Origin of the sequence: Streptomyces sp. NWU339, assembly GCF_003143855.1 — a bacterium.
GTDB lineage: Bacteria > Actinomycetota > Actinomycetes > Streptomycetales > Streptomycetaceae > Streptomyces.
In genome coordinates this window covers 1-20,323 of the sequence record NZ_QFRK01000012.1, presented here as the reverse complement: position 1 = coordinate 20,323, position 20,323 = coordinate 1, and the positions used below count along the sequence as shown (strand labels likewise).

The following is a 20,323-nucleotide window of genomic DNA, read 5'->3' as shown; positions in this document are numbered from 1 at the left end:
TCGTGTCCTTGGCGTAAGCGTTCCGTGACCTCACCGCACCGTCCCCAGGGGTTCACCTCTCGTTCATTTACGCCCATCGGCGCCGTCACCTCTTCTGCCTAATTTCGGCCTTACGCGATGCGAACCGCCCGCCGATCGGGCACCAGCGTCGCCCAGACTTCTGACTTCAGACTTCGCACGCCGCCGAATTCAGGACGGCGGCACCTGGAAGGAACTCAAGTGAAGCTTCAGCGCAAGAACCGGCGGGCCCTCGCTCTCGGCGCTCTCGCCGTCTCCGGCGCCCTGGCCCTCACGGCGTGCGGGTCGGACGACACCAGCGGCAACAGCGCCAGCAGCGACTCCTCCGCCAGCGCGCAGACCGGCAACATCCAGTGCGACGACGCCAAGGGCCAGCTCCAGGCCTCCGGCTCCTCCGCGCAGAAGAACGCGATCGACGCCTGGGTCAAGAACTACACGGCCGCGTGCAAGGACGTGCAGATCAACTACCGTCCTGACGGTTCCGGCGCCGGCATCACCGCCTTCCTCCAGGGCCAGACCTCGTTCGCCGGCTCCGACTCGGCGCTCAAGCCGGAGGAGATCGAGGACTCCAAGAAGATCTGCACCGACGGCCAGGCCATCGACCTGCCGATGGTCGGCGGCCCGATCGCGATCGGTTACAACGTCCCGGGTGTCGACGAGCTCGTCCTGGACGCCGCGACCATCTCGGAGATCTTCGACAGCAAGATCACCAACTGGAACGACAAGAAGATCGCGAAGCTCAACCCCGACGCGAAGCTCCCCGACCTGAAGATCCAGGCGTTCCACCGCTCCGACGAGTCCGGCACCACGGACAACTTCACCAAGTACCTGAAGGCCGCCGCGCCGAAGGCCTGGCCCTACGAGCCGGGCAAGTCGTGGGAGGCCAAGGGCGGCCAGTCCGCCCAGGGCTCCTCCGGTGTGGCGCAGCAGGTGAAGCAGACCGAGGGTGCGATCTCGTACTTCGAGCTCTCCTACGCCAAGGACATCAACACCGTCGACGTGAAGACCGAGGCCGCCGAGCCGGTCAAGGCCACCATCGAGAACGCCACGGCCGCCATCGGCGCCGCCAAGGTCGTCGGCACCGGCAAGGACCTCGCGCTGGAGCTGGACTACACCCCCGAGGCCGAGGGTGCCTACCCGCTCGTCCTGGTGACCTACGAGATCGCCTGTGACAAGGGCAACAAGGCGGACACCCTGCCCGCCACGAAGTCCTTCCTGAACTACATGGCCTCCGAGGACGGTCAGGGCCTGCTGGCGGACGCCGGCTACGCCCCGATGCCCGAGGAGATCATCACCAAGGTTCGCGACACCATCTCGAGCCTGAGCTGACCCCGAGTGCGGTCCGGCTCCCGACCAGGGGCCGGACCGCACCGTCCGGTGCACCGCCGCCATGGGGCCTCGACCGACCAGAGGCCCCGCAGACCGGAGAACCCTGATGGACATATCGACACAGCAGACCGCTCCACCCTCCGTCCCCCCGCCGCCCTCGGCGGGGCACAAGCGCGCCGCCCGCGGCGCCACCCGCCCCGGTGACCGGATCTTCCTCGGGCTCTCCCGAGGGTCCGGCATTCTCGTGTTGGCGATCATGGCCGCGATCGCGGCCTTCCTGACCTACCGCACCGTTCTCGCGCTCAGCGAGAACGAGGCCAACTTCTTCACGTCCTTCGCGTGGAACCCCAGCGGCAACCCGCCGGAGTTCGGCATCGCGGTCCTGGTATACGGCACCGTCGTGTCGTCGATCATCGCCATGATCATCGCGGTCCCGATCTCGGTGGGCATCGCGCTGTTCATCACGCACTACGCCCCGCGCAAGCTGGGCGGCACCATCGCGTACGTGATCGACCTGCTCGCCGCCGTGCCGTCCATCGTCTACGGCCTGTGGGGCGCCCTCGTCCTGGTGCCGAACATGGCCGGCCTCTACGGCTGGCTGAACGACTACCTCGGCTGGACCGGCATCCTCGAGTGGAACGGCGGCGCCGCGCGCTCGCTGTTCACCGTCGGCATCCTGCTCGCCCTGATGATCCTGCCGATCATCACCAGCGTCAGCCGTGAGGTCTTCCGGCAGGCGCCGCAGATGCACCAGGAGGCCGCCCTCGCCCTGGGCGCCACCCGCTGGGAGGTCATCCGCATGTCGGTGATCCCCTTCGGCCGCTCCGGCGTGATCTCCGCCTCGATGCTGGGCCTCGGCCGCGCGCTCGGCGAGACGATGGCCGTGGCCATGGTGCTCTCGCCGTCCTTCGACATCAACGCCAGCCTGCTCGACCCGGGCGGCGGCACGTTCGCCCAGAACATCGCCAGCAAGTTCAACGAGGCCACCGTGATGGGCCGGGACGCGCTGATCGCGTCCGGTCTGGTCCTCTTCGTCATCACCCTGCTGGTCAACGGCGGCGCCCGCCTGATCATCGCCCGCCGCAAGGAGTACTCGGGGGCCAACGCATGAGCCACGCAACCATCACCCCGAAGTCCGCGAGCTCCCTGCGCGGTGCCACGCTCCCCAAGTGGTTCTCCTGGGCGGTCGCCGCGGCCTCCACCGCGCTGGGCCTGGGCATCAGCAGCCTGGCCGGCCTGCACAGCAGCATCCAGTGGGCGCTGATCGCCGCGGTCCTCTTCGTCCTCGGCTGCTACGCCGTCTCCGCGGCGGTCGAGGGCAAGCGCCAGGCGAAGGACCGCACCGCGACCAGCCTGGTCTGGGTCGCCTTCCTGATGGCCGTCATCCCGCTGGCCTCCCTCATCTGGGAGACGGTCAAGCGCGGCGTGAAGGTCCTCGACGGCTACTTCCTCAGCCACTCCATGGGCGTCGTCGCCGACAGCGAGCCCGGCGGCGGTATCTACCACGCCATCCTGGGCACCCTGGAGCAGGTCGGCATCGCCACCGCGATCTCCGTGCCGATCGGTGTACTCACCGCGATCTACCTGGTCGAGTACGGACGCGGCAGGCTCGCCAAGGCCGTCACCTACTTCGTCGACGTCATGACGGGCATCCCGTCGATCGTCGCCGGTCTGTTCATCCTCACCCTGTGGATCGTGATCCTGGACATGGGCTACTCCGGCTTCGCCGGCTCACTGGCCCTGAGCATCCTGATGATCCCGGTGGTCGTCCGCTCCACGGAGGAGATGCTCAAGCTCGTCCCGAACGAGCTGCGCGAGGCGTCCCTGGCGCTCGGCATCCCCAAGTGGCGCACCATCCTGAAGGTCGTCCTGCCCACGTCCATCGGCGGCATCACCACCGGCGTCATGCTGGCCATCGCCCGCATCACCGGTGAGACCGCCCCCGTGCTGCTGCTGGTCTGGGGTACGAGCGTGATCAACGCCAACCCGTTCTCCGACCCGCAGGCGTCACTGCCGATGTACATCTACCTGCAGTACGCCAACAGCGGCGGCTCCGGCGCGGCCTACGACCGTGCCTGGGCGGCGGCCCTGACGCTCATCGCGTTCATCATGATCCTCAACCTCGTGGCCCGCGGCATCGCCCGCTGGAAGGCCCCGAAGACCGGTCGCTGACGCGGCCATCAGCGACACGGACCCGAAAGAAGCAGTGATCCACATGGCCAAGCGCATCGACATCAGCGGCCTCAACGCCTACTACAGTTCCTTCCTCGCCATCGAGGACATCTCGATGACCGTCGAGCCCCGCTCCGTGACGGCCTTCATCGGCCCGTCCGGCTGCGGCAAGTCGACCTTCCTGCGCACCCTCAACCGCATGCACGAGGTCACGCCCGGCGGCAGGGTCGAGGGCAAGGTCATGCTCGACGACGAGAACCTCTACGGCCCCGGCATCGACCCGGTCGCCGTGCGGCGCGAGGTCGGCATGGTCTTCCAGCGCCCCAACCCGTTCCCCACCATGTCGGTCTACGACAACGTGGCGGCCGGTCTGCGCCTGAACGGCAAGTACAAGAAGTCCGAGCTGGACGGCATCGTCGAGAAGTCCCTGAGGGGCGCCAACCTCTGGAACGAGGTCAAGGACCGCCTGAACAAGCCCGGCTCGGGCCTCTCCGGCGGCCAGCAGCAGCGGCTGTGCATCGCCCGCGCGATCGCGGTCGAGCCGAAGGTGCTGCTGATGGACGAGCCCTGCTCCGCCCTGGACCCGATCTCCACCCTCGCCATCGAGGACCTGATCGGGAAGCTCAAGGAGCAGTTCACGATCGTCATCGTGACGCACAACATGCAGCAGGCGGCGCGCGTCTCCGACCGCACCGCGTTCTTCAACCTGGCGGCCGTCGGCCAGCCGGGCAAGCTGATCGAGATCGACGACACGGAGCGCATCTTCTCCAACCCGTCGGTCCAGGCCACGGAGGACTACATCTCCGGCCGCTTCGGCTGATCACGGACCCCTCGCGGTGCTGCATGGCGGTGCCACCGTGAGGACGCGAAGGGCCCGCCCCCGTTAGCGGGGGCGGGCCCGAGCGCTTTTCGGCACTGCACGAGGGTCGTGCTACATGAGGATCACCAGGTAGACCAGCCCGTAAGCGGCCGCAGCCACCAGCGCCGCCGCGGGCATGGTGATGAACCACCCCAGGACGATGTTCTTGGCGACGCCCCACCGCACCGCGTTGATGCGCTTCGTCGCCCCGACACCCATGATCGCCGACGTGATCACATGCGTGGTGGAGACCGGCGCCTTGAACAGGTACGCCGTGGCGAACATGATCGACGCGCCGGTCGCCTCGGCCGCGAACCCCTGCGGCGGGTCCAGCTCGATGATCTTCCGGCCCAGCGTCCGCATGATCCGCCAGCCACCCGCGTACGTACCGGCCGAGAGCATCACCGCACAGGCGACCTTCACCCAGATCGGGATGGGATCGCCGTAGTCCTCGACGTCCGCGATGACGAGGGCCATCACCACGATGCCCATCGTCTTCTGCGCGTCCTGGAGACCGTGCCCGAGCGCCATGCCCGCCGCGGACACCGTCTGCGCGATACGGAAACCGCGCTTGGCCTTGTGCGGGTTGGTCCGCCGGAAGATCCACAGGATCGCGGTCATGACCAGGTAACCGGCGACCAGACCGACGATCGGCGACACGAACATCGGGATGACGACCTTGTCCAGCACCCCGTTCCAGTACACGGTCGTCCCGCCGGCCAGCGCCGCCCCCACCATGCCGCCGAACAGGGCGTGCGAGGAGGAGGACGGCAGCCCGAAGTACCAGGTGATGAGGTTCCAGGTGATCGCGCCGACGAGCGCGGCGAACAGGATCCCCATGCCCGTCGAGCCCTCGGGGGTCTGGATCAGCCCCTCACTGACCGTCTTGGCGACCCCGGACCCCAGGAAGGCGCCGGCCATGTTCATGACGGCGGCCATCGCGAGGGCCACGCGCGGGGTGAGCGCGCGGGTCGAGACCGAGGTGGCGATGGCGTTCGCCGAATCGTGGAAGCCGTTCGTGTACGTGAAGAAGAGCGCGACCCCGATGGTCACGACCAGAGCGAAGGTGTCCATGAAGGGTCTCAGGACTCCTTGACGGCAATGGTCTCGACTGTGTTCGCCACGTGCTCGAAGGCGTCGGCCGCCTCCTCCAGGACATCCACGATCTGCTTCAGCTTGAGCACCTCGATGGCGTCGTACTTGCCGCTGAAGAGATGGGCCAGCAGTTTCCGGTGGATCTGGTCGGCCTGGTTCTCCAGACGGTTGACCTCGATCCAGTACTCGGTGAGGTTGTCCATGGTGCGCAGGTTCGGCATGGCCTCGGCCGTGAGCTCGGCGGCCCGCGCCAGCACCTCGATCTGCTGGTCGACGCCCTTGGGCAGTTCCTCGATGTTGTAGAGGACGACCAGGTCGACGGCCTCCTCCATGAAGTCCATGATGTCGTCGAGGGACGAGGCGAGGGAGTAGATGTCCTCGCGGTCGAAGGGCGTGATGAACGAGGAGTTCAGCTGGTGGAAGATCGCGTGCGTGGCGTCGTCACCCGCGTGTTCCGCGGCCCGCATGCGCTCTGCGATCTCGACCCGGGCGGGGCCGTCCGCCCCGAGCAGTTCCATCAGGAGTTTCGAGCCCGTGACGATGTTGTCCGCGGACGCGGCGAACATGTCGTAGAAGCTCGTCTCCCTGGGGGTCAGACGAAAGCGCACGTGGGGTCCTCGGGGTGCAGGTTTCGGTGAGGCTGGTGCCGGGCGCACCATCCAGCCACAACTGTCGGGCCGCCCACCAGTGTCACCCATTCGGTGTCGGACAACAGGCACGGGGGGCGGTCCGAGGGCCGCGGCGCGACTGCCGCCCATGGGCGGCAGCCACAGTGCCTATACCCAGCAAAGTTCGCTACCATATACCCGCCAGGGGTATATGTCGCCCGCCACTGCACAGGAGGACGCGATGACGACCACCGAGACCGGCACCGACGCGCCCTCCTCCCCGGACACCGCGGACGTGACGGACACCACGGACGTGACCGGGGCGACCGAGGTGACCGAGGCGACCGACCCCGCGGCCGTCATGACCGACCACGACCGGGGCATCCACGGCTACCACCACCAGAAGCAGGAGCACGTCAAACGCCTGCGCCGCATCGAGGGCCAGATCCGGGGCCTGCAGCGCATGGTCGACGAGGACGTCTACTGCATCGACATACTCACCCAGGTGTCCGCCTCCACCAAGGCCCTGCAGTCCTTCGCACTGCAACTGCTGGAGGAACACCTGCGCCACTGCGTCGCCGACGCGGCCCTCAAGGGCGGCGACGAGGTCGACGCCAAGGTGAAGGAAGCGACCCAGGCGATCGCCCGCATGCTACGGACGTGACCTGAGCGAACCGATCGAACCGATCCCCGGCTCCGTGCACACCTCGGCCACCTTCAGCACCTTGTCTATGCTCTCCAGGCTGAGCCGCCCCTGGGCGGCGGAGGCGGCGATGATCAACTCTCCGCACAGCTCGATCTCGGCGAGGGCCACATAGTCCCGAACCGACCCACCACCGAGCGGGGCCACACACGTCACCTCATCCATACCGTCATACGGGCAGAGGTTCCCTAGCGTAGGCAGCACTCCCCGCCCCGCGCATGGCACGTAAGGGCTAGTTCACGTCGGTCATTCCTCGGCGATCCGGCCCGCGTAGATGTCGGCGGGCTCCGGGAGGCGGACGTCGGCGGGGGCGCCGAAGTCGTAGAGGAGGGTGGTGGAGGCGACCGCGACCGGCTCCTCCCGCTCCCCGTTCATGAAGCTGAACCGGTGGCGGACCTTCCGGATGCGTCCCTCGCCGTCCAGGTAGACGTCGAAGGGGACCACGGCGGTGGCGAAGCCGGTCGCCGCCGCGCCCAGCGGCCCCTTGTTCGCCTCGGAGGCGGCGCGCGCGGCCTCGTGCAGGTCCGCCGTGCCCCGGTAGTGCCGCACCTCGGTCCCGGCGAGCTCCGTCCTGCCCACGAAGGTCGCGGACCGCGTCCCGCGCAGCAGCTCGGCCGCGGCGAACGGGTCGGTGACGCCGCCGGTGACGAGGTTCCCGTCGGACAGCGTCCGGGTGTCCACCCGCACCCACTTGTCGGCGGGCACTCCGGCGCCCCGGTTCTTCATGAACAGCGCGCCCGGAGCGAGCAGTTCGGTGATGGGCCGGCGCACCGACGTACCGGACGGGTCCTGCGGCAGCAGCACCTTCAGCCGCCCCAGCCGCTTCCGGTAGTCGTACACACCCTCCCCGCGGATGGTCACCCGGGTGCCGCCGGTGGCCATCTCCATCGAGGTGCGCGCCTTGGAGCTGCCCGCGTCCACCAGCGCGTCCGCGGCCTCCCGCACCACCGCCACCGCCGCCGAGCCGCCGGGCGAACCGCCGGTCGCGGCCCCGCTGCTGCCGCCGCACCCCGCGAGGCCACCGAGCACCAGACAACCGACAGCCCCGAGAGCAACGACCGCACCACCGGTCCGCCCACGCCGCAGTTCCCGTCCTGCCATGCTCCGCCTACCCCCGCTACGTCCGACACGGGCCGCCTGTTCTCCCGGTTAACGACCGGTAGGGGACCCCGTCACGCAGACACTCCGGGAGCGGTACCTTTGTCGGGTGGAACAGCAGGGAGCCCCGGTAAGCCTCCAGGAACACAGGACAACCACATCCGAGCAGGGGCGCTTCTGCGTCGCCCGCTGCGTCTGCGGCTGGCGCGGCCCCGCGAGGAGAGCCAGAAGCCTGGCCCGTACGGACGCCGAGAAACACTCGGTGGAGTGACCCGGACCGGGGAACCACCCGGGGGGCCACTCCACCTCATGGCACTCATGGCATACGTCACACAGGACGACGGGCTACGCCGCCAGGTCGCGCTCCCCCGGCTCGGACTGCCGGGCCTCTCCCCGGGTCACCCGCGCCTCGGTCCCGTTCCCTTTGACCAGCCACGCCCCCCGCCGTGACTGCTCGATCGTCCGCATCAGCGGGGTCAGCAGCGCCATGGCGGGCGGCGACAGCAGCAGCGCGACGGCCGTACCGAGCGCGAGCCCGCCCACGACGTCCGTCGGGTAGTGCACGCCCATGTAGACCCGGATGAACCCGCCCAGCACCCCGAGCACCAGGCCGATGATCCCGAGCCGCCGGTTGGCCAGGAACAGCCCCACCGCCAGCGCCATGCAGAGCGTCGCGTGGTCGCTGACGAACGAGTAGTCGGTCTTGCCGTCGACCAGGACCTCGAGCCCCTCATGGTCGAGGAAGGGCCGGCGCCGCTCCACGAACTCACGTATCGGCACGTTCACCAGAACCGCGACGCCCGCCGCGAGCGGGGCCCACACCAGGGCCGCCACGGTCGGGGCCGCGTCCTCGCCGCCCCGCTTCCTGACGCCCCACCAGCACCACAGCAGCAACCCCAGCAAGGCGAACAGCAGGCCGAACTCGCCCACGAACTCCATGAGGTGGTCGAACCAGGGCGGTGCGGCCTTCGCCAGGCCGTTGATGTCATAGAGCAGGTCGACGTCGGGGTTCGACCCGGAATCTGCGAGTCCAGCCATGGTGCTGAGGCCCCTTCGTCATGTCTTCCGGCGCACCGTGCGTACGCCTCTACCCCACCCCCGTGGTGTAGATCCGCTGGCCTGTTCGGCTACGACAACAGGAACGCACGGCCACCGCCGATACGTTCCGCCCTCCATCGAATGATCACTCAGACGTTATCGAAGAGAGATGCGTTGTCGCAGCTCAGGGGGCTGGTTCACGCATCGCTCAGACCGTCGTGGGGAGCGCTTTCGCGCCATCTTCGGTGACGCGGGTGGCACCAAAGTAGTCAGGTGTGTCGATCAGGTCGAATCGGATCACGGCACCCGGGCGCGGCGCGTCGATCATGTACCCACCGCCGACGTAAATGCCCACATGCCGGATGGCCCGCGAATCGGTGAGGTCGTCCGAGAAGAAGACCAGATCGCCGGGGAGCAGTTCGTCCCGCGCGGGATGCGGTCCCGCGTTGTACTGGTCGTTCGCCACCCGCGGGAGCGTGATCCCCACGCTCTCGTACGCGGCCTTGGTCAGCCCTGAGCAGTCGAAGCGTCCTCCCTGGTCAGCGGTGCCGTTACCGCCCCAGAGATAGGGCGTGCCGAGCTTCTTCTGCGCGTAGTCGATGGCCCCGGCGGCCTGCCTGGAGGGGTCGACCCGGCCGACCGGCGCGGCGAAGCTCTTCTCCAGCGAGAGGATGCGCTTGACGTAGTTCTGCGTCTCCTTGTACGGCGGCACGCCCTGGTACTTGATGACCGCGTACGCCCCGGCGTTGTACGAGGCCAGCATGTTTTCGGTCAGATTCCCCGGCACGTCCTTCACATAGCCCGCGAGGGCGCAGTCGTACGTCGCCGCCGAGGGAATCGCGTCGTTCGGGTCCCACACGTCCCGGTCGCCGTCGCCGTCCCCGTCGACACCGTGGGTGGCCCAGGTGCCGGGGATGAACTGGGCTATGCCCTGCGCCGCCGCGTGACTCTGCGCCTTCGGGTTGAACCCGCTCTCCTGGTACAACTGCGCGGCGAGCAGCGCCGGGTTGATGGCCGGACAGAGATTGCCCCACTTCTGCACGAGGTCCTGGTACGCGGCCGGCACGGCCCCCTTCGCCAGCGCCTTGGCGGCACCGCCGCCGACCCCGCCCACGAGGTTCCCCGCGACGAGGAAGACGCCGACGGCGAGCAGCATGACGAAGGCGAGCGCGGAACCCACAGCGACGCTTGCCGCGATCCAGGCCTTACGCACCGTCAACCGCCCCTCGCCGTACCGCAGTCCGCTGCCCACGTCAGCATAGAGGCGCCCGCCCCTCTCCGGGGTGATCACGGGAGGGACGGGAACACATGTGCCGCGTGGGGCGGGACGCACGGCGTCAGCCGCACTCCGCCCACAGGGCCTTCCCCCCGGTCAACGTCCCCACACCCCACGAGGACGCGCAGGCCCGCACCAGTGGCAACCCCCGCCCGTTCTCCGCCCCGTCCGGCGGTGCGTCGAGCGGCGCCCCGTCGGCGAACCCGGGCGGAACGCGCGGGTCCGTGTCCCACACCCCGACCCGCAGCCGCCCGCCCTCGGCGGCGCGCAGCCGCAGGGCGTAGGGGCCGGTGGTGTGCACGTGGGCGTTGGCGAGGAGTTCGGCGGCCACCAGCTCGGCGGTGGGCACGAGTTCGGCGAGACCGTGCGTCCCCAGCACGGTCCGCAGGGTGACACGGGCGATGCGCGGAGCGCGGGGATCGTGCGGGAGTTGAAGGACGTACGACCAGGGCGGGTTTACGGTGGGCACGGAAGTCTCCGATCACTGACGGAAATTGACGGGTTGCGTACGGTGTTGCCCAGTGGCAGTGCCGATCCGTCGATCGGTGCGCTTCTGGGAGCGGGGCGCCCGGCATTCAAGCTAGCGCGAGCCCGTAAAAGCCTTTATACGTTTCCGATGAAAACCCAGATACAGCACTCGTGTGGGTGACACACACGGCAAGGAGGCGGGCCAGCCCGTGAGAACCAACCCAACGGGTCGCCAGCTCCGCCTGGGCATTGAGCTGCGGAAACTCCGGGAGCGCGCGGGACTCACCGCCATGGAGGCCGGTCAACTCCTTGGCATCAAGCCCACCCACATCAGCAACATGGAGGCCGGACGAGCGGGCGTCAGCCCTGAACGCGTCCGAACCATGGCCTGCCACTACGACTGCGCCGACACCGCCCTCGTGGACGCCATCGCCGCCATGACGGGCGATCGCAAGCGGGGCTGGTGGGAGGAGTATCGCGAGATCCTGCCCGCCGGGCTGCTGGACCTGGCCGAACTCGAATGCCACGCGACACATCTGCGCGGCTCCGTGACCGTGCACATCCCCGGCCTGCTCCAGACCACGGACCATGCCCGCGCGCTGTTCCGCCAGGTCGTGCCCGATCTCTCACCACCCGACATCGAGCACCGCGTCTCGTTCCGCATCAAGCGTCAGGCAGTGATCTACGGGAACTCCGTCACCCCGTATGTGGCACTCATTCACGAGGCCGCCCTGCGCATGCAGTTCGGTGGTCCCACCGTCGCCGCTGCACAACTACGGCACCTGCTGGACATGAGCGAGCGGGACCACGTCACCATCAGGGTGATCCCGTTCGCCGCCGGAGGCTTCCCGGGGTCGGGGCAGTCGATCTTCTACTCGCGCGGCCCCGTACCCCAGCTCGACACCGTCCATCTCGACCAGTCGCACGGGCCCGCGTTCCTCAACGCCGAGGCCCAGCTCAACAAGTACCGCGTCCTTCTGGAGCGGGTGGAGTCCCGAGCCCTCACCCCGGAGAGGTCGCGCGATGTCATCCACACCATCGTCCAGGACCTCTGAAAGGAACCGAGATGCCCCGGCTCAGCTGGCAGAAGTCGTCGTACTGCGGCGAAGGCGACTCCTGCGTCCATGTAGCCACCACTGCCCAGGCCATCCACATAACCGAGTCCGCCGATCCCAGCGGAGCGATCCTCACCACCACGCCGGGCAACTTTCTGAGCCTGCTTCAGGTGCTCAAGGGAGAAAGGGAGATGACGGTCGACCGGCCCCCCGCCATCGACGTGACCGTCGAAGACGACCTCACCGTCCGCATCCACGCCGGCGCGCCCCCTGGGGCCACCGTCACCACGGACCGGCGCCGGTGGGACACCTTCGTCCTCGGCGTGCGCGCGGGTGAGTTCGACCATTTCGTGGCCGAACCGTGATACACAGAGTGACGATACGACTCATCACCCATCGACTCGCTCCCCTCCCAGGGACCGGCGCGCGCCGGTGAGAAGCTTTCTTCATACGAAACCCGCCAACTAATGACGCCGAGTCGACATCCGACGGCGTCATCGTCGGCGACAATGAGGCCTGACCTCTGCATGCCCGCAGGGGGCACGGAACGACCCGACAGGGGCGGTGACTTACATGTTCTTTGCGGCCGACGAGGGAGACATCAACACCATCATCGGCGGGATCGCTCCCGACTGGGGCCCCTTCGGCAGCTTGGGCAACGAGGCCAAGGTCATGATCGAAGTGGTCATGGCGCTCGCCATCCTGATCTGCCTGGGCATCGCCATCTGGGGAGCGGCGAAGCAGCGCATCGGCGCGACGGCGCTGCGCGACACCTTCAGCGCGGAGCAGGGCAAGGGCCTGATCATCGCGGGCCTGACAGGGGTCTTCATCATCGGCTCTCTGGGCACGGTGTTCACCATCGTGTACGGAATGGCCGTGTAGGAGACCCGCCATGCCTCCGACCGGGCCCGTCCGGCCTCTCCTTCCACCCCACCCGCCCGTCGCGCCCACCGGCTGAGGTTGCGTTTCCCTGATGTCGACTCATAACACCGCGCCCGCGCGGGGACCAGCACGGCTACCGTCGTACATGGAGTACGCGGAGTACGAGGTGTTTCCGCACGACGCTGAGGGGGCGTACGCGGCATGAGTCTCGGAGACGAACACGGGAACTCCGGTGGGTACGGCGGCACGGGCCAGACCCACACCCGCCTGCCGGAGACCGACGTCAGCCCGTACGCCGGCGGGCGCAGAGGTGGCCGTACGTCGTCGCGCAGCCTGGTCACGGTGGTGGGCGTGGTGGTGCTCCTGATCGCCGCGATCGCCTTCGCGAACCGTGGAGGAGACGATTCCTCATCGGGCGAGGACGACGACTCCCCGAAGGCGGCGGCGACGGCCCCCTCTGGGGAGAAGCCGGTCCAATCGAAGGAAACCGGCATCCCCTCAGGCTTCGCCCACAACCGCCAGGGGGCGGAGAGCGCGGCGGCGAACTACGCAGTGATGCTGGGCTCGGACGGCATGTTCAGTCCGACCCGGCGTCACGAGATCGTGCAGGCCATCGCGGACCCCAGCACGCTGGACCGCCTCCAGGCAGGCTTCGACGCCGACTACTCAGCGAACTTGCTGAAGAACATCGGCCTCACCAAGGACGGCGCTGCTCCGAAGGGGAGCACGTTCGTCAATCGCACACTTCCTGCCGGTACCAAGGCAACATCCTTCAATGAAAGCTCAGCCACTGTCGAGGTCTGGTGCAACGGCCTCTTCGGGCTGGCCGGTGAGGGTTCAACCAATCCCGTGACCAGTACCTGGTTCACGGTGACCATGAAGCTGAACTGGAGCGGTGACGACTGGAGGGTCCTCGAGACCACCCAGAAGACCGGACCAACTCCCGTCCCCGGGGACAACCCTGTTTCTGGGGCCGACGAGATGAGCAAGGTGGTCAAGGAGTTCGGAGGCTTCACCTATGCCCGGTAACCGCAGCCTGCTCAAACTGACCGGCATCGTTGCGGCAGTACAGGCATCAGCCATCCTCTTCGCCACCCGTGCCTTCGCGGAACCCACCCCGACACCGACGGGCAGCGACGACCCCTGCTCGCTCATCGCCGGCCCCGCCAAGGAGTACTGCGACCGAGACGGCGGAGGTGGCTCCGGTGGCGGGTCCGGCGGAGCCGGTTCCCTCAACGACCCCACCACCGCCCTCGACCCCCTCGCCGCCCTGGCAAGGGGCTGCGCCGACGCCGCCGCCTGGACGATCAAGAAACTCAGCGCCGCCGTCGACGAGACGGCCGCCGTGGACTTCACCAACCCGACGTTCCGTCAGCAGTACGCCGTCGTCTTCGCGGCGTCGACGATCCTGACGCTGCTGCTGTGGCTGCTGGCCGTGGCCAAGCGGGCCGTACGAGGCGTCCCCCTCACGACCGCCCTCTCGGAGGCCATCGGCTTCCTCTGGCTCACGGTGCTGGCCTCGGCGTTCACCCCACTGATCCTCTACACCATCGTGTCGGCCACGGACAGCGTGACCGACGTCCTGGCGGCGGCGACGGGCAACCAGACGGACACGTTCTTCGGCACGTTCGCGGGCGCCCTGGAGAAGGGCGAGGGCATCGGCGGCGGCCCGATCATGCTGATCATCGTCTCGCTGGTGTCGATCCTCGCGGCCGGCGTCCTCTGGCTGGAGCTGGTCATCCGCGCGGCCCTGCTCTACGTGGGCGCGCTGCTCGGCACGGTCGTGTACGCGGGGCTGGTCGACAAGAACCTGTGGGGGCACGTCCGGCGCTGGGCGGGCATCATGATCGCGGTGATCCTGGTGAAACCGGTCATCGTCATCGTGCTGGGCCTGGCGGGCGCGCTGTCCTCCGACGACGGCCCCAACGCCTTCTCCGCCGTGGTGTCGGGTCTGGCGATCATCCTGCTGGCCATCTTCGCCAGCGCGATGATCTACCGCTTCGTGCCGGGCTTCGGCGACGAGATCGCGAACTCCCGCAACAACCGCATCATGCAGGGCGCCGAGAGCAAGGCCGCCGCGGTCATGAGCTCCCCGGCGACCATGGTCGCTCAGGGCATCAAGACCCACAGCACCCGCGCCGACAGCCACGGAGGCGGCCAGTCCTCGTCGTCCGGCGGCGCGCGCCCCTCCAATCCCGCCTCCGGCGGAGTCGCCGCGCACAGCTCGCGCCCCTCGAACGGTGGCGGCGGATCTGTCCCCTCCGCCGCACCTGCCGCACCCGCACCCCGCTCGGGCAGCCCGGTGACCACGCCGCACGCCGGCCGGAGCAACAGCAGCAGTAACAACAGCACGGGAGGTGAAGGGCGTTGACGACCGAGTCCCACCTGTCCCATCCGGTCACGCCCCGCCGTACGTATCTGATCGGCCGGGCCCGGCCGAACGCGATCGTCGGCCGCAATCGGGAGACCGGGGAGATCGCGCTGATCGTCCTGGGCGCGTTCTTCGGCATGATGGCCGGTCTCCTCGTCCCCGTGCTGTCCCTGCGGATCGTGCTGCTCGCGGGCCTCCCGATGATCGCGCTGGCCGCCGTGTACGTGCCGTACCGGGGCCGCACGTTCTACAAGTGGTTCGAGATCAACCGGAGCTACCGGCGGACCGTGCGCCAGGGCACCACGTACCGCTCGGGTGCCGTGGAAGCGGGCACCCGGCTGGACGGCCGGGAGGTCGAGGTCGGGCCGCCGCCCGGGATCGGGCGGATCACCTGGCTCGCCGCCCCGTTCGGGCCCGACGAGATCGCCGTACAACTGCACGCGGACCGCAAGACGGTCACCGCGGCCATCGAGATCGAGGGCCCCGGCGTGGGCCTGCGCGACTCCGAGGACCAGGAGGCGCTCGTCGACCGCTTCGGCACGCTGCTCAAGCACGTGGCGAACGGCGACGGCTTCGTGACCCGCATCCAGATGCTCGCCCGCACGCTGCCCGCCGACCCCGACGCGCACGCCAAGGACGTCTCCCTGCGCGGCGACGAGAAGGCGCCGCCGTGGCTCCAGCAGTCGTACGACCAGCTGCAGTCGATGGTGTCCACCAGCAGCGAGCAGCACCGCGCCTACCTGGTCGCCTGCATGCACTACACGCGTGAGCTGGCTGCCGAGGCCAACGCGATGGCCCGCGCGGTGCGCACCCAGGGCCGCCGCAAGGTGGACCGGGACGCCGGACTGGCCGTCGTCATGGCCCGTGAGCTGACCGACATCTGCTCCCGGCTCCAGGAGGCCGACATCCGCGTACGGCAGCCGCTCGGCCAGAGCAGGCTGTCCTCGCTGATCCACTCCATGTACGACCCGGACCACCCGATCGACCACATCCAGGCGATGACCAAGCGCAACGCCTGGCCGGCCGAGCTGGACGCCATGGAGCCCACCTACCTCCAGGCCAAGACCCGCGAGTCCTCCACCCGCGCCCCCTGGTGCCACGCCACGGCCTGGATCAAGGAGTGGCCGATGACCCCGGTGGGCGTCAACTTCCTCGCGCCCCTCCTCGTCCACACCCCGGACGTGATCCGCACCGTCGCCGTCACGATGGACCTGGAACCCACCGAGGTCGCCATCGAGCGCATGCTGACGGAGAAGACCAACGACGAGGCCGAGGCGTCCCGCGCCGCGAAGATGAACCGCACGGTCGACCCGCGGGACATCGCCGCGCACGGCCGGCTCGACCAGCGCGGCGAGGACCTCGCCAGCGGCGCGGCCGGCGTCAACCTCGTCGGCTACATCACCGTCTCCTCCCGCAATCCCGAGGCGCTGGCCCGCGACAAGCGGACCATCCGGGCCTCGGCCGGAAAGTCGTACCTGAAGCTGGAGTGGTGCGACCGCGAGCACCACCGCGCCTTCGTGAACACACTCCCGTTCGCCACCGGCATTCGAAGGTAGGGGCTGAGTCCGATGCGGGATCCGCTGTCCGTCGTCACCGACGCCTTTACGTCCTTCCTGTTCGGGAAGGTCGAGACGACACGGCTGCCGGTGCGCACGTCCACCGGCCAGGCGCAGGCCGTCTACCTGCCGACGGCCGCCCCCGGCCTCGGCGACTCCGGCGTCATCATCGGCCGCGAGGTCTACTCCGGCAAGGGCTACATCTACGACCCGTTCCAGCTCTACGGCCAGCAGCTGCCCGCGCCGCACTGGCTGGTCCTCGGCGAGTCCGGCAACGGCAAGTCGGCCCTGGAGAAGACGTACGTCCTGCGCCAGCTGCGCTTCCGCGACCGCCAGGTCGTCGTCCTGGACGCCCAGGGCGAGGACGGGGTCGGCGAATGGAACCTCATCGCGCAGGAGCTGGGGATCACCCCCATCCGGCTGGACCCGACGGCCGCCCTGAACCACGGCATCCGGCTCAACCCGCTCGACCCGACCATCACCACGACGGGCCAGCTCGCGCTGCTGCGCACCATCATCGAGGTCGCGCTGGGGCACGGCCTGGACGAGCGTTCCGGCTTCGCGCTCAAGGTCGCGCACGCCTACGTCACCGAGACGATCGTCGAACGCCAGCCGGTCCTCACCGACATCGTCGAGCGGCTGCGCCACCCCGAACCCGAGTCGGCGGAGGCGATGAACGTCGCCATAGACGACGTACGGGCCTGGGGCCTGGACGTCGCCCTGGTCCTCGACCGGCTCGTCGACGGTGACCTGCGCGGCATGTTCGACGGCCCGACGACGGTCGGCATCGACCTGGACGCGCCGCTGATCGTCTTCGACCTGTCCCACATCGACCGCAACTCCATCGCCATGCCGATCCTGATGGCGATCGTCGGCGTCTGGCTGGAGCACACCTGGATCCGCCCCGACCGGAAGAAGCGCATCTTCCTGGTCGAGGAGGCCTGGCACATCATCAACAGCCCGTTCGTCGCCCAGCTGTTCCAGCGGCTGCTGAAGTTCGGCCGCCGGCTCGGCCTGTCCTTCGTCGCGGTCGTCCACCACCTGTCCGACGTGGTGGACGGGGCGGCGGCCAAGGAGGCCGCGGCCATCCTGAAGATGGCGTCGACCCGGACCATCTACGCCCAGAAGGCCGACGAGGCACGGGCGACGGGCAGAGTGCTGGGCCTGCCCCGGTGGGCGGTGGAGATCATCCCCTCGCTCACCCCGGGCATCGCGGTCTGGGACGTCAACGGCAATGTGCAAGTGGTCAAACACCTGATCACCGAGACCGAGCGCCCGCTGGTCTTCACCGACCGCGCGATGACCGAGTCCTCCGCCGACCTGTCCCACGACGCCCTGCTCGCCGCCGAACTGGAGGCGGAGGAGCGGGCGGCGGCCTTCGTGGAGCAGCACGTCGGCGACTCCCGGTCGACGGTGGCGTAAGGGCGTCGGGCGACAGGGGAAAGGAACACGCGTGAGACCGGAGGGCCACGGGAACGGACGGAACAGCCAGGGCGGCGTTCCGGACGGGTTGCTGGTCGGGCTGCTCGCGTTCCTGCTCGGCATCACCCTGCTGGTCTGGACGGCCACCGGCCTCGCGGGCCTCGCCGCCCGCGGCTCCTGGCCGTCCGGCGTCACCTTCACCCGCACCCCGGTCGCCATGCGGCACCTCGTCGCCGAACCCCACGACATCCCGGGCGCCTGGCCGGACACCCCCGCCTCCGCCCTCTCGGGGTACGGGCTGTTCTGGGGCCTGTTCATCGGCCAGCTGATGCTGTTGCTGGTCCTCACCATCTTCGTGCTGGGCACGGTGGCCCGGTGGCGGGCGGTACGGGCCCGGCGGAAGGCGGAGCGGGCGGCGGGCGCGACCGCGGCACCGGAGCCGGTCCAGCACGAGGTACCGACACCGAGAGCGGCACCCGAGCCCGTACGGGAGCGGGAGCGGGAAACAGCGCCACCCCCCGGCACGGCACCACCCCAGGAAGCCGCCTTCACCGAAGCCCTCCCGCCCTTGGCGGCCTCGGCCCACCCGGTGTTCTACGGCTCTCCGGACACCCGGCACACCACCGCCGCCTCGGCCGTACGGGACGCGGAGGGCCCCGCCCTCGTCGTCACCTCCAACCCCTCCCTCTGGGCGGAGACCAAGGACGCGCGGGCGAAGCTCGGCCCCACCCACCTCTACGACCCGACCCACCGCTGCGACACCCCGGCCCGCCTCCACTGGTCCCCCACGGTCGGCTGCGAGGACAAGGAGACGGCCGTCGCACGCGCCACCGCCCTGCTGGCTCCGGTCCGCCCCGCCTCTCGGCTCGACCAGGCCGTCGGCGACACCGCCCAGACCCTCCTGCGCAGCTACCTGCACGCCGCCGCCATCGACGGCCGCACCATCCGCCACGTCCACCGCTGGGCGCAGGGCACCCAGGTCCAGGACGCGGTACGCGTGCTGCGGACCAACCCCAAGGCCGCCCCGGGCGCCGCGGGCGAACTCGAGGCGACCCTCACCGCGTACCCGGAACGCCGTGACATCGCCCAGCAGCTGACGACGCGTGCGCTCTCCGCCCTGCTCACGGTCAACGTCCGCGAGGCCTGCACGCCGAACCGAACTGATGCCCTCTCCCTGGATTCCTTCGTCCACGAAACGGGCACGCTTTATGTGGTGGGTGAATCCATCGAGGATCCCCGCACCCAGCCGGGTGCGATGCCGTTGCTGACGGCCCTCACCGCAAGCGTGGTCGAGCACGGCCGGCGCATGGCCGAACGGTCATCCTCCGGTCGGCTCGACCCACCATTCACACTGGTCCTGGACGACGTCGCGGCCGTGGCCCCCCTCCCCCAGCTCCCGGAGCTCCTGGCCACCGGCGCGGACCGCGGCATGCCCACCCTGGCCCTCCTCCGCTCCCGCGAACAGGCCCGCACCCGCTGGCCGCACGACGAACTGCCGGTGTAGGCACCGCAGGTCAGCGCTCGACGACCATCTCCAGCTCGTACTCGTCCGGCTTCCCCGCCAGCGGCAGGCTCACCCCGCTCTCCACGAAGCCCGCCTTGCGGTAGAAGCCGAGGGCACGCGCGTTGTCCGGGTGCACGATGAGCCGCACCCGCTCCAACCCCACCCCCCACGCCCACTCCAGCGCAGCCTCGAACAACGCCTTGGTGAGCCCGTTCCCCCGGTGCTCGGGCCGTACGAACACCCCGAAGAGATGGCCCTGCCGCCGCTCGACGGTGAACCCGGCCAAGTCCGTCGTACCGGGCTCCTCGACCAGCACGGCGACCGACCCCACCCAGGTGCCGTCCGCGGTCTCGGCGATGAACTGCCGCATCCCGTCCGTGCCCTCGGCCGCCCGCGCCGTCCGCTCCTGCCAGTACGTGTCGGGCCGCGTCACCGCCGTCTCGTACGTCTCCAGGAAGGCGATGTCCGCGACCGGGTCCCGCAGCGCGATCAGCCGCAGCCCCTTCACCGCGGCCCACTCCTCGGCCCGCACCTGCCGGATCACGCAATCCCCGAAAGTAGTCATGCCGGCCACCGTAGTACCGGGGTGCCACCGCCCTCACCTGAATTACTGCAGGCACCCCTGAAATGCAGAAAGCCCCGCACCTGTCGGTGCGGGGCTCTCCCACGATTTGTTCGGCGGCGTCCTACTCTCCCACAGGGTCCCCCCTGCAGTACCATCGGCGCTCTGGGGCTTAGCTTCCGGGTTCGGAATGTAACCGGGCGTTTCCCCCACGCTATGACCACCGAAACACTATGAAACACTCAACCGCACCACGCTGAATCAACGCGGGGTCGTTCGTGGTTTCAGAACCAACACAGTGGACGCG

General features: G+C 69.0%; 21 protein-coding genes and 1 rRNA gene. 13 read left to right on the top strand and 9 right to left on the bottom strand.

Annotated features, from left to right (window positions below; all coding sequences use genetic code 11):
• The first annotated feature begins 219 nt into the window (after window positions 1-219).
• The 4 genes from pstS (at window position 220) to pstB (ending at window position 4,339) form a co-directional block, all read left to right on the top strand.
• A complete protein-coding gene (gene pstS, locus DIZ27_RS16630) occupies window positions 220-1,347 on the top strand; it encodes a phosphate ABC transporter substrate-binding protein PstS (protein ID WP_181383556.1) in 1,128 nt (375 codons plus the stop codon).
• A 106-nt stretch (window positions 1,348-1,453) separates the two neighbouring features.
• Window positions 1,454-2,458 (top strand): phosphate ABC transporter permease subunit PstC, encoded by a 1,005-nt coding sequence (gene pstC, locus DIZ27_RS16625; RefSeq protein ID WP_109379205.1) that lies wholly within the window; start codon window positions 1,454-1,456, stop codon window positions 2,456-2,458.
• The gene (gene pstA / locus DIZ27_RS16620; protein ID WP_109379204.1) at window positions 2,455-3,519 is read left to right on the top strand and encodes a phosphate ABC transporter permease PstA; all 1,065 of its coding nucleotides are present in this window, start codon (window positions 2,455-2,457) and stop codon (window positions 3,517-3,519) included. Before pstC ends, pstA begins: the two co-directional genes overlap by 4 nt.
• Window positions 3,520-3,562: 43 nt before the next feature.
• A complete protein-coding gene (pstB, locus tag DIZ27_RS16615; RefSeq protein ID WP_109379203.1) occupies window positions 3,563-4,339 on the top strand; it encodes a phosphate ABC transporter ATP-binding protein PstB in 777 nt (258 codons plus the stop codon).
• Between the two features lie 111 nt (window positions 4,340-4,450).
• Here the strand turns inward: pstB and DIZ27_RS16610 are convergent, their stop codons facing one another.
• Window positions 4,451-5,452: an inorganic phosphate transporter gene (locus DIZ27_RS16610; protein ID WP_109379202.1), complete on the bottom strand. Its 1,002-nt coding sequence runs from the start codon at window positions 5,450-5,452 to the stop codon at window positions 4,451-4,453.
• An 8-nt stretch (window positions 5,453-5,460) separates the two neighbouring features.
• Complete coding sequence (locus DIZ27_RS16605; protein ID WP_109379201.1) at window positions 5,461-6,081, bottom strand: DUF47 domain-containing protein; 621 nt, start codon at window positions 6,079-6,081, stop codon at window positions 5,461-5,463.
• 241 nt (window positions 6,082-6,322) lie between these two features.
• On the opposite strand from DIZ27_RS16605, the gene DIZ27_RS16600 reads away from it, so the two are divergent.
• Window positions 6,323-6,745, top strand: a complete 423-nt coding sequence (locus tag DIZ27_RS16600) for a metal-sensitive transcriptional regulator (RefSeq protein WP_109379200.1) — start codon at window positions 6,323-6,325, stop codon at window positions 6,743-6,745.
• Here DIZ27_RS16600 and DIZ27_RS16595 read toward each other — a convergent pair.
• The 5 genes from DIZ27_RS16595 to DIZ27_RS16575 all read right to left on the bottom strand — a co-directional run bounded on the left by DIZ27_RS16595 (window position 6,734) and on the right by DIZ27_RS16575 (window position 10,665).
• Complete coding sequence (locus DIZ27_RS16595) at window positions 6,734-6,949, bottom strand: hypothetical protein (RefSeq protein WP_109379199.1); 216 nt, start codon at window positions 6,947-6,949, stop codon at window positions 6,734-6,736. The genes DIZ27_RS16600 and DIZ27_RS16595 overlap by 12 nt on opposite strands.
• An 81-nt stretch (window positions 6,950-7,030) precedes the next feature.
• Entirely contained in the window at window positions 7,031-7,885 is an 855-nt protein-coding gene (locus tag DIZ27_RS16590; protein ID WP_109379198.1) for a hypothetical protein, read from the bottom strand.
• Between the two features lie 342 nt (window positions 7,886-8,227).
• Window positions 8,228-8,920, bottom strand: coding sequence for a phosphatase PAP2 family protein (locus tag DIZ27_RS16585; RefSeq protein ID WP_109379197.1), 693 nt, complete (start codon window positions 8,918-8,920; stop codon window positions 8,228-8,230).
• A gap of 208 nt (window positions 8,921-9,128) precedes the next feature.
• On the bottom strand, window positions 9,129-10,139 hold the full coding sequence (locus tag DIZ27_RS16580) for a bifunctional lytic transglycosylase/C40 family peptidase (protein ID WP_258308421.1): 1,011 nt from the start codon (window positions 10,137-10,139) through the stop codon (window positions 9,129-9,131).
• Window positions 10,140-10,257: 118 nt separating this feature from the next.
• Window positions 10,258-10,665, bottom strand: a complete 408-nt coding sequence (locus tag DIZ27_RS16575; protein ID WP_109379196.1) for an ATP-binding protein — start codon at window positions 10,663-10,665, stop codon at window positions 10,258-10,260.
• A 208-nt stretch (window positions 10,666-10,873) separates the two neighbouring features.
• Between DIZ27_RS16575 and DIZ27_RS16570 the strand changes: the two genes are divergently transcribed.
• The 8 genes from DIZ27_RS16570 (at window position 10,874) to DIZ27_RS16535 (ending at window position 19,454) form a co-directional block, all read left to right on the top strand.
• Window positions 10,874-11,719 (top strand): helix-turn-helix transcriptional regulator, encoded by an 846-nt coding sequence (locus tag DIZ27_RS16570; protein WP_109379361.1) that lies wholly within the window; start codon window positions 10,874-10,876, stop codon window positions 11,717-11,719.
• 11 nt (window positions 11,720-11,730) lie between these two features.
• Window positions 11,731-12,084, top strand: a complete 354-nt coding sequence (locus tag DIZ27_RS16565) for a DUF397 domain-containing protein (protein WP_109379195.1) — start codon at window positions 11,731-11,733, stop codon at window positions 12,082-12,084.
• Between the two features lie 208 nt (window positions 12,085-12,292).
• Entirely contained in the window at window positions 12,293-12,601 is a 309-nt protein-coding gene (locus tag DIZ27_RS16560) for a hypothetical protein (protein WP_042174769.1), read from the top strand.
• A 201-nt stretch (window positions 12,602-12,802) separates the two neighbouring features.
• Entirely contained in the window at window positions 12,803-13,630 is an 828-nt protein-coding gene (locus DIZ27_RS16555; protein WP_109379194.1) for a hypothetical protein, read from the top strand.
• On the top strand, window positions 13,620-14,972 hold the full coding sequence (locus DIZ27_RS16550) for a hypothetical protein (protein ID WP_109379193.1): 1,353 nt from the start codon (window positions 13,620-13,622) through the stop codon (window positions 14,970-14,972). The genes DIZ27_RS16555 and DIZ27_RS16550 overlap by 11 nt, the downstream gene beginning before the upstream one ends.
• Window positions 14,969-16,528, top strand: coding sequence for an SCO6880 family protein (locus DIZ27_RS16545; RefSeq protein WP_109379192.1), 1,560 nt, complete (start codon window positions 14,969-14,971; stop codon window positions 16,526-16,528). The genes DIZ27_RS16550 and DIZ27_RS16545 overlap by 4 nt, the downstream gene beginning before the upstream one ends.
• Window positions 16,529-16,540: 12 nt before the next feature.
• A complete protein-coding gene (locus DIZ27_RS16540; protein ID WP_109379191.1) occupies window positions 16,541-17,950 on the top strand; it encodes an ATP-binding protein in 1,410 nt (469 codons plus the stop codon).
• Between the two features lie 31 nt (window positions 17,951-17,981).
• Entirely contained in the window at window positions 17,982-19,454 is a 1,473-nt protein-coding gene (locus tag DIZ27_RS16535) for a TraM recognition domain-containing protein (protein ID WP_109379190.1), read from the top strand.
• 10 nt (window positions 19,455-19,464) lie between these two features.
• Here DIZ27_RS16535 and DIZ27_RS16530 read toward each other — a convergent pair whose 3' ends face one another.
• Both DIZ27_RS16530 and rrf read right to left on the bottom strand, forming a co-directional pair.
• Window positions 19,465-20,019, bottom strand: a complete 555-nt coding sequence (locus DIZ27_RS16530) for a GNAT family N-acetyltransferase (protein WP_181383555.1) — start codon at window positions 20,017-20,019, stop codon at window positions 19,465-19,467.
• A 108-nt stretch (window positions 20,020-20,127) separates the two neighbouring features.
• A 5S ribosomal RNA gene (gene rrf / locus DIZ27_RS16525) occupies window positions 20,128-20,244 on the bottom strand.
• Window positions 20,245-20,323: the final 79 nt, after the last annotated feature.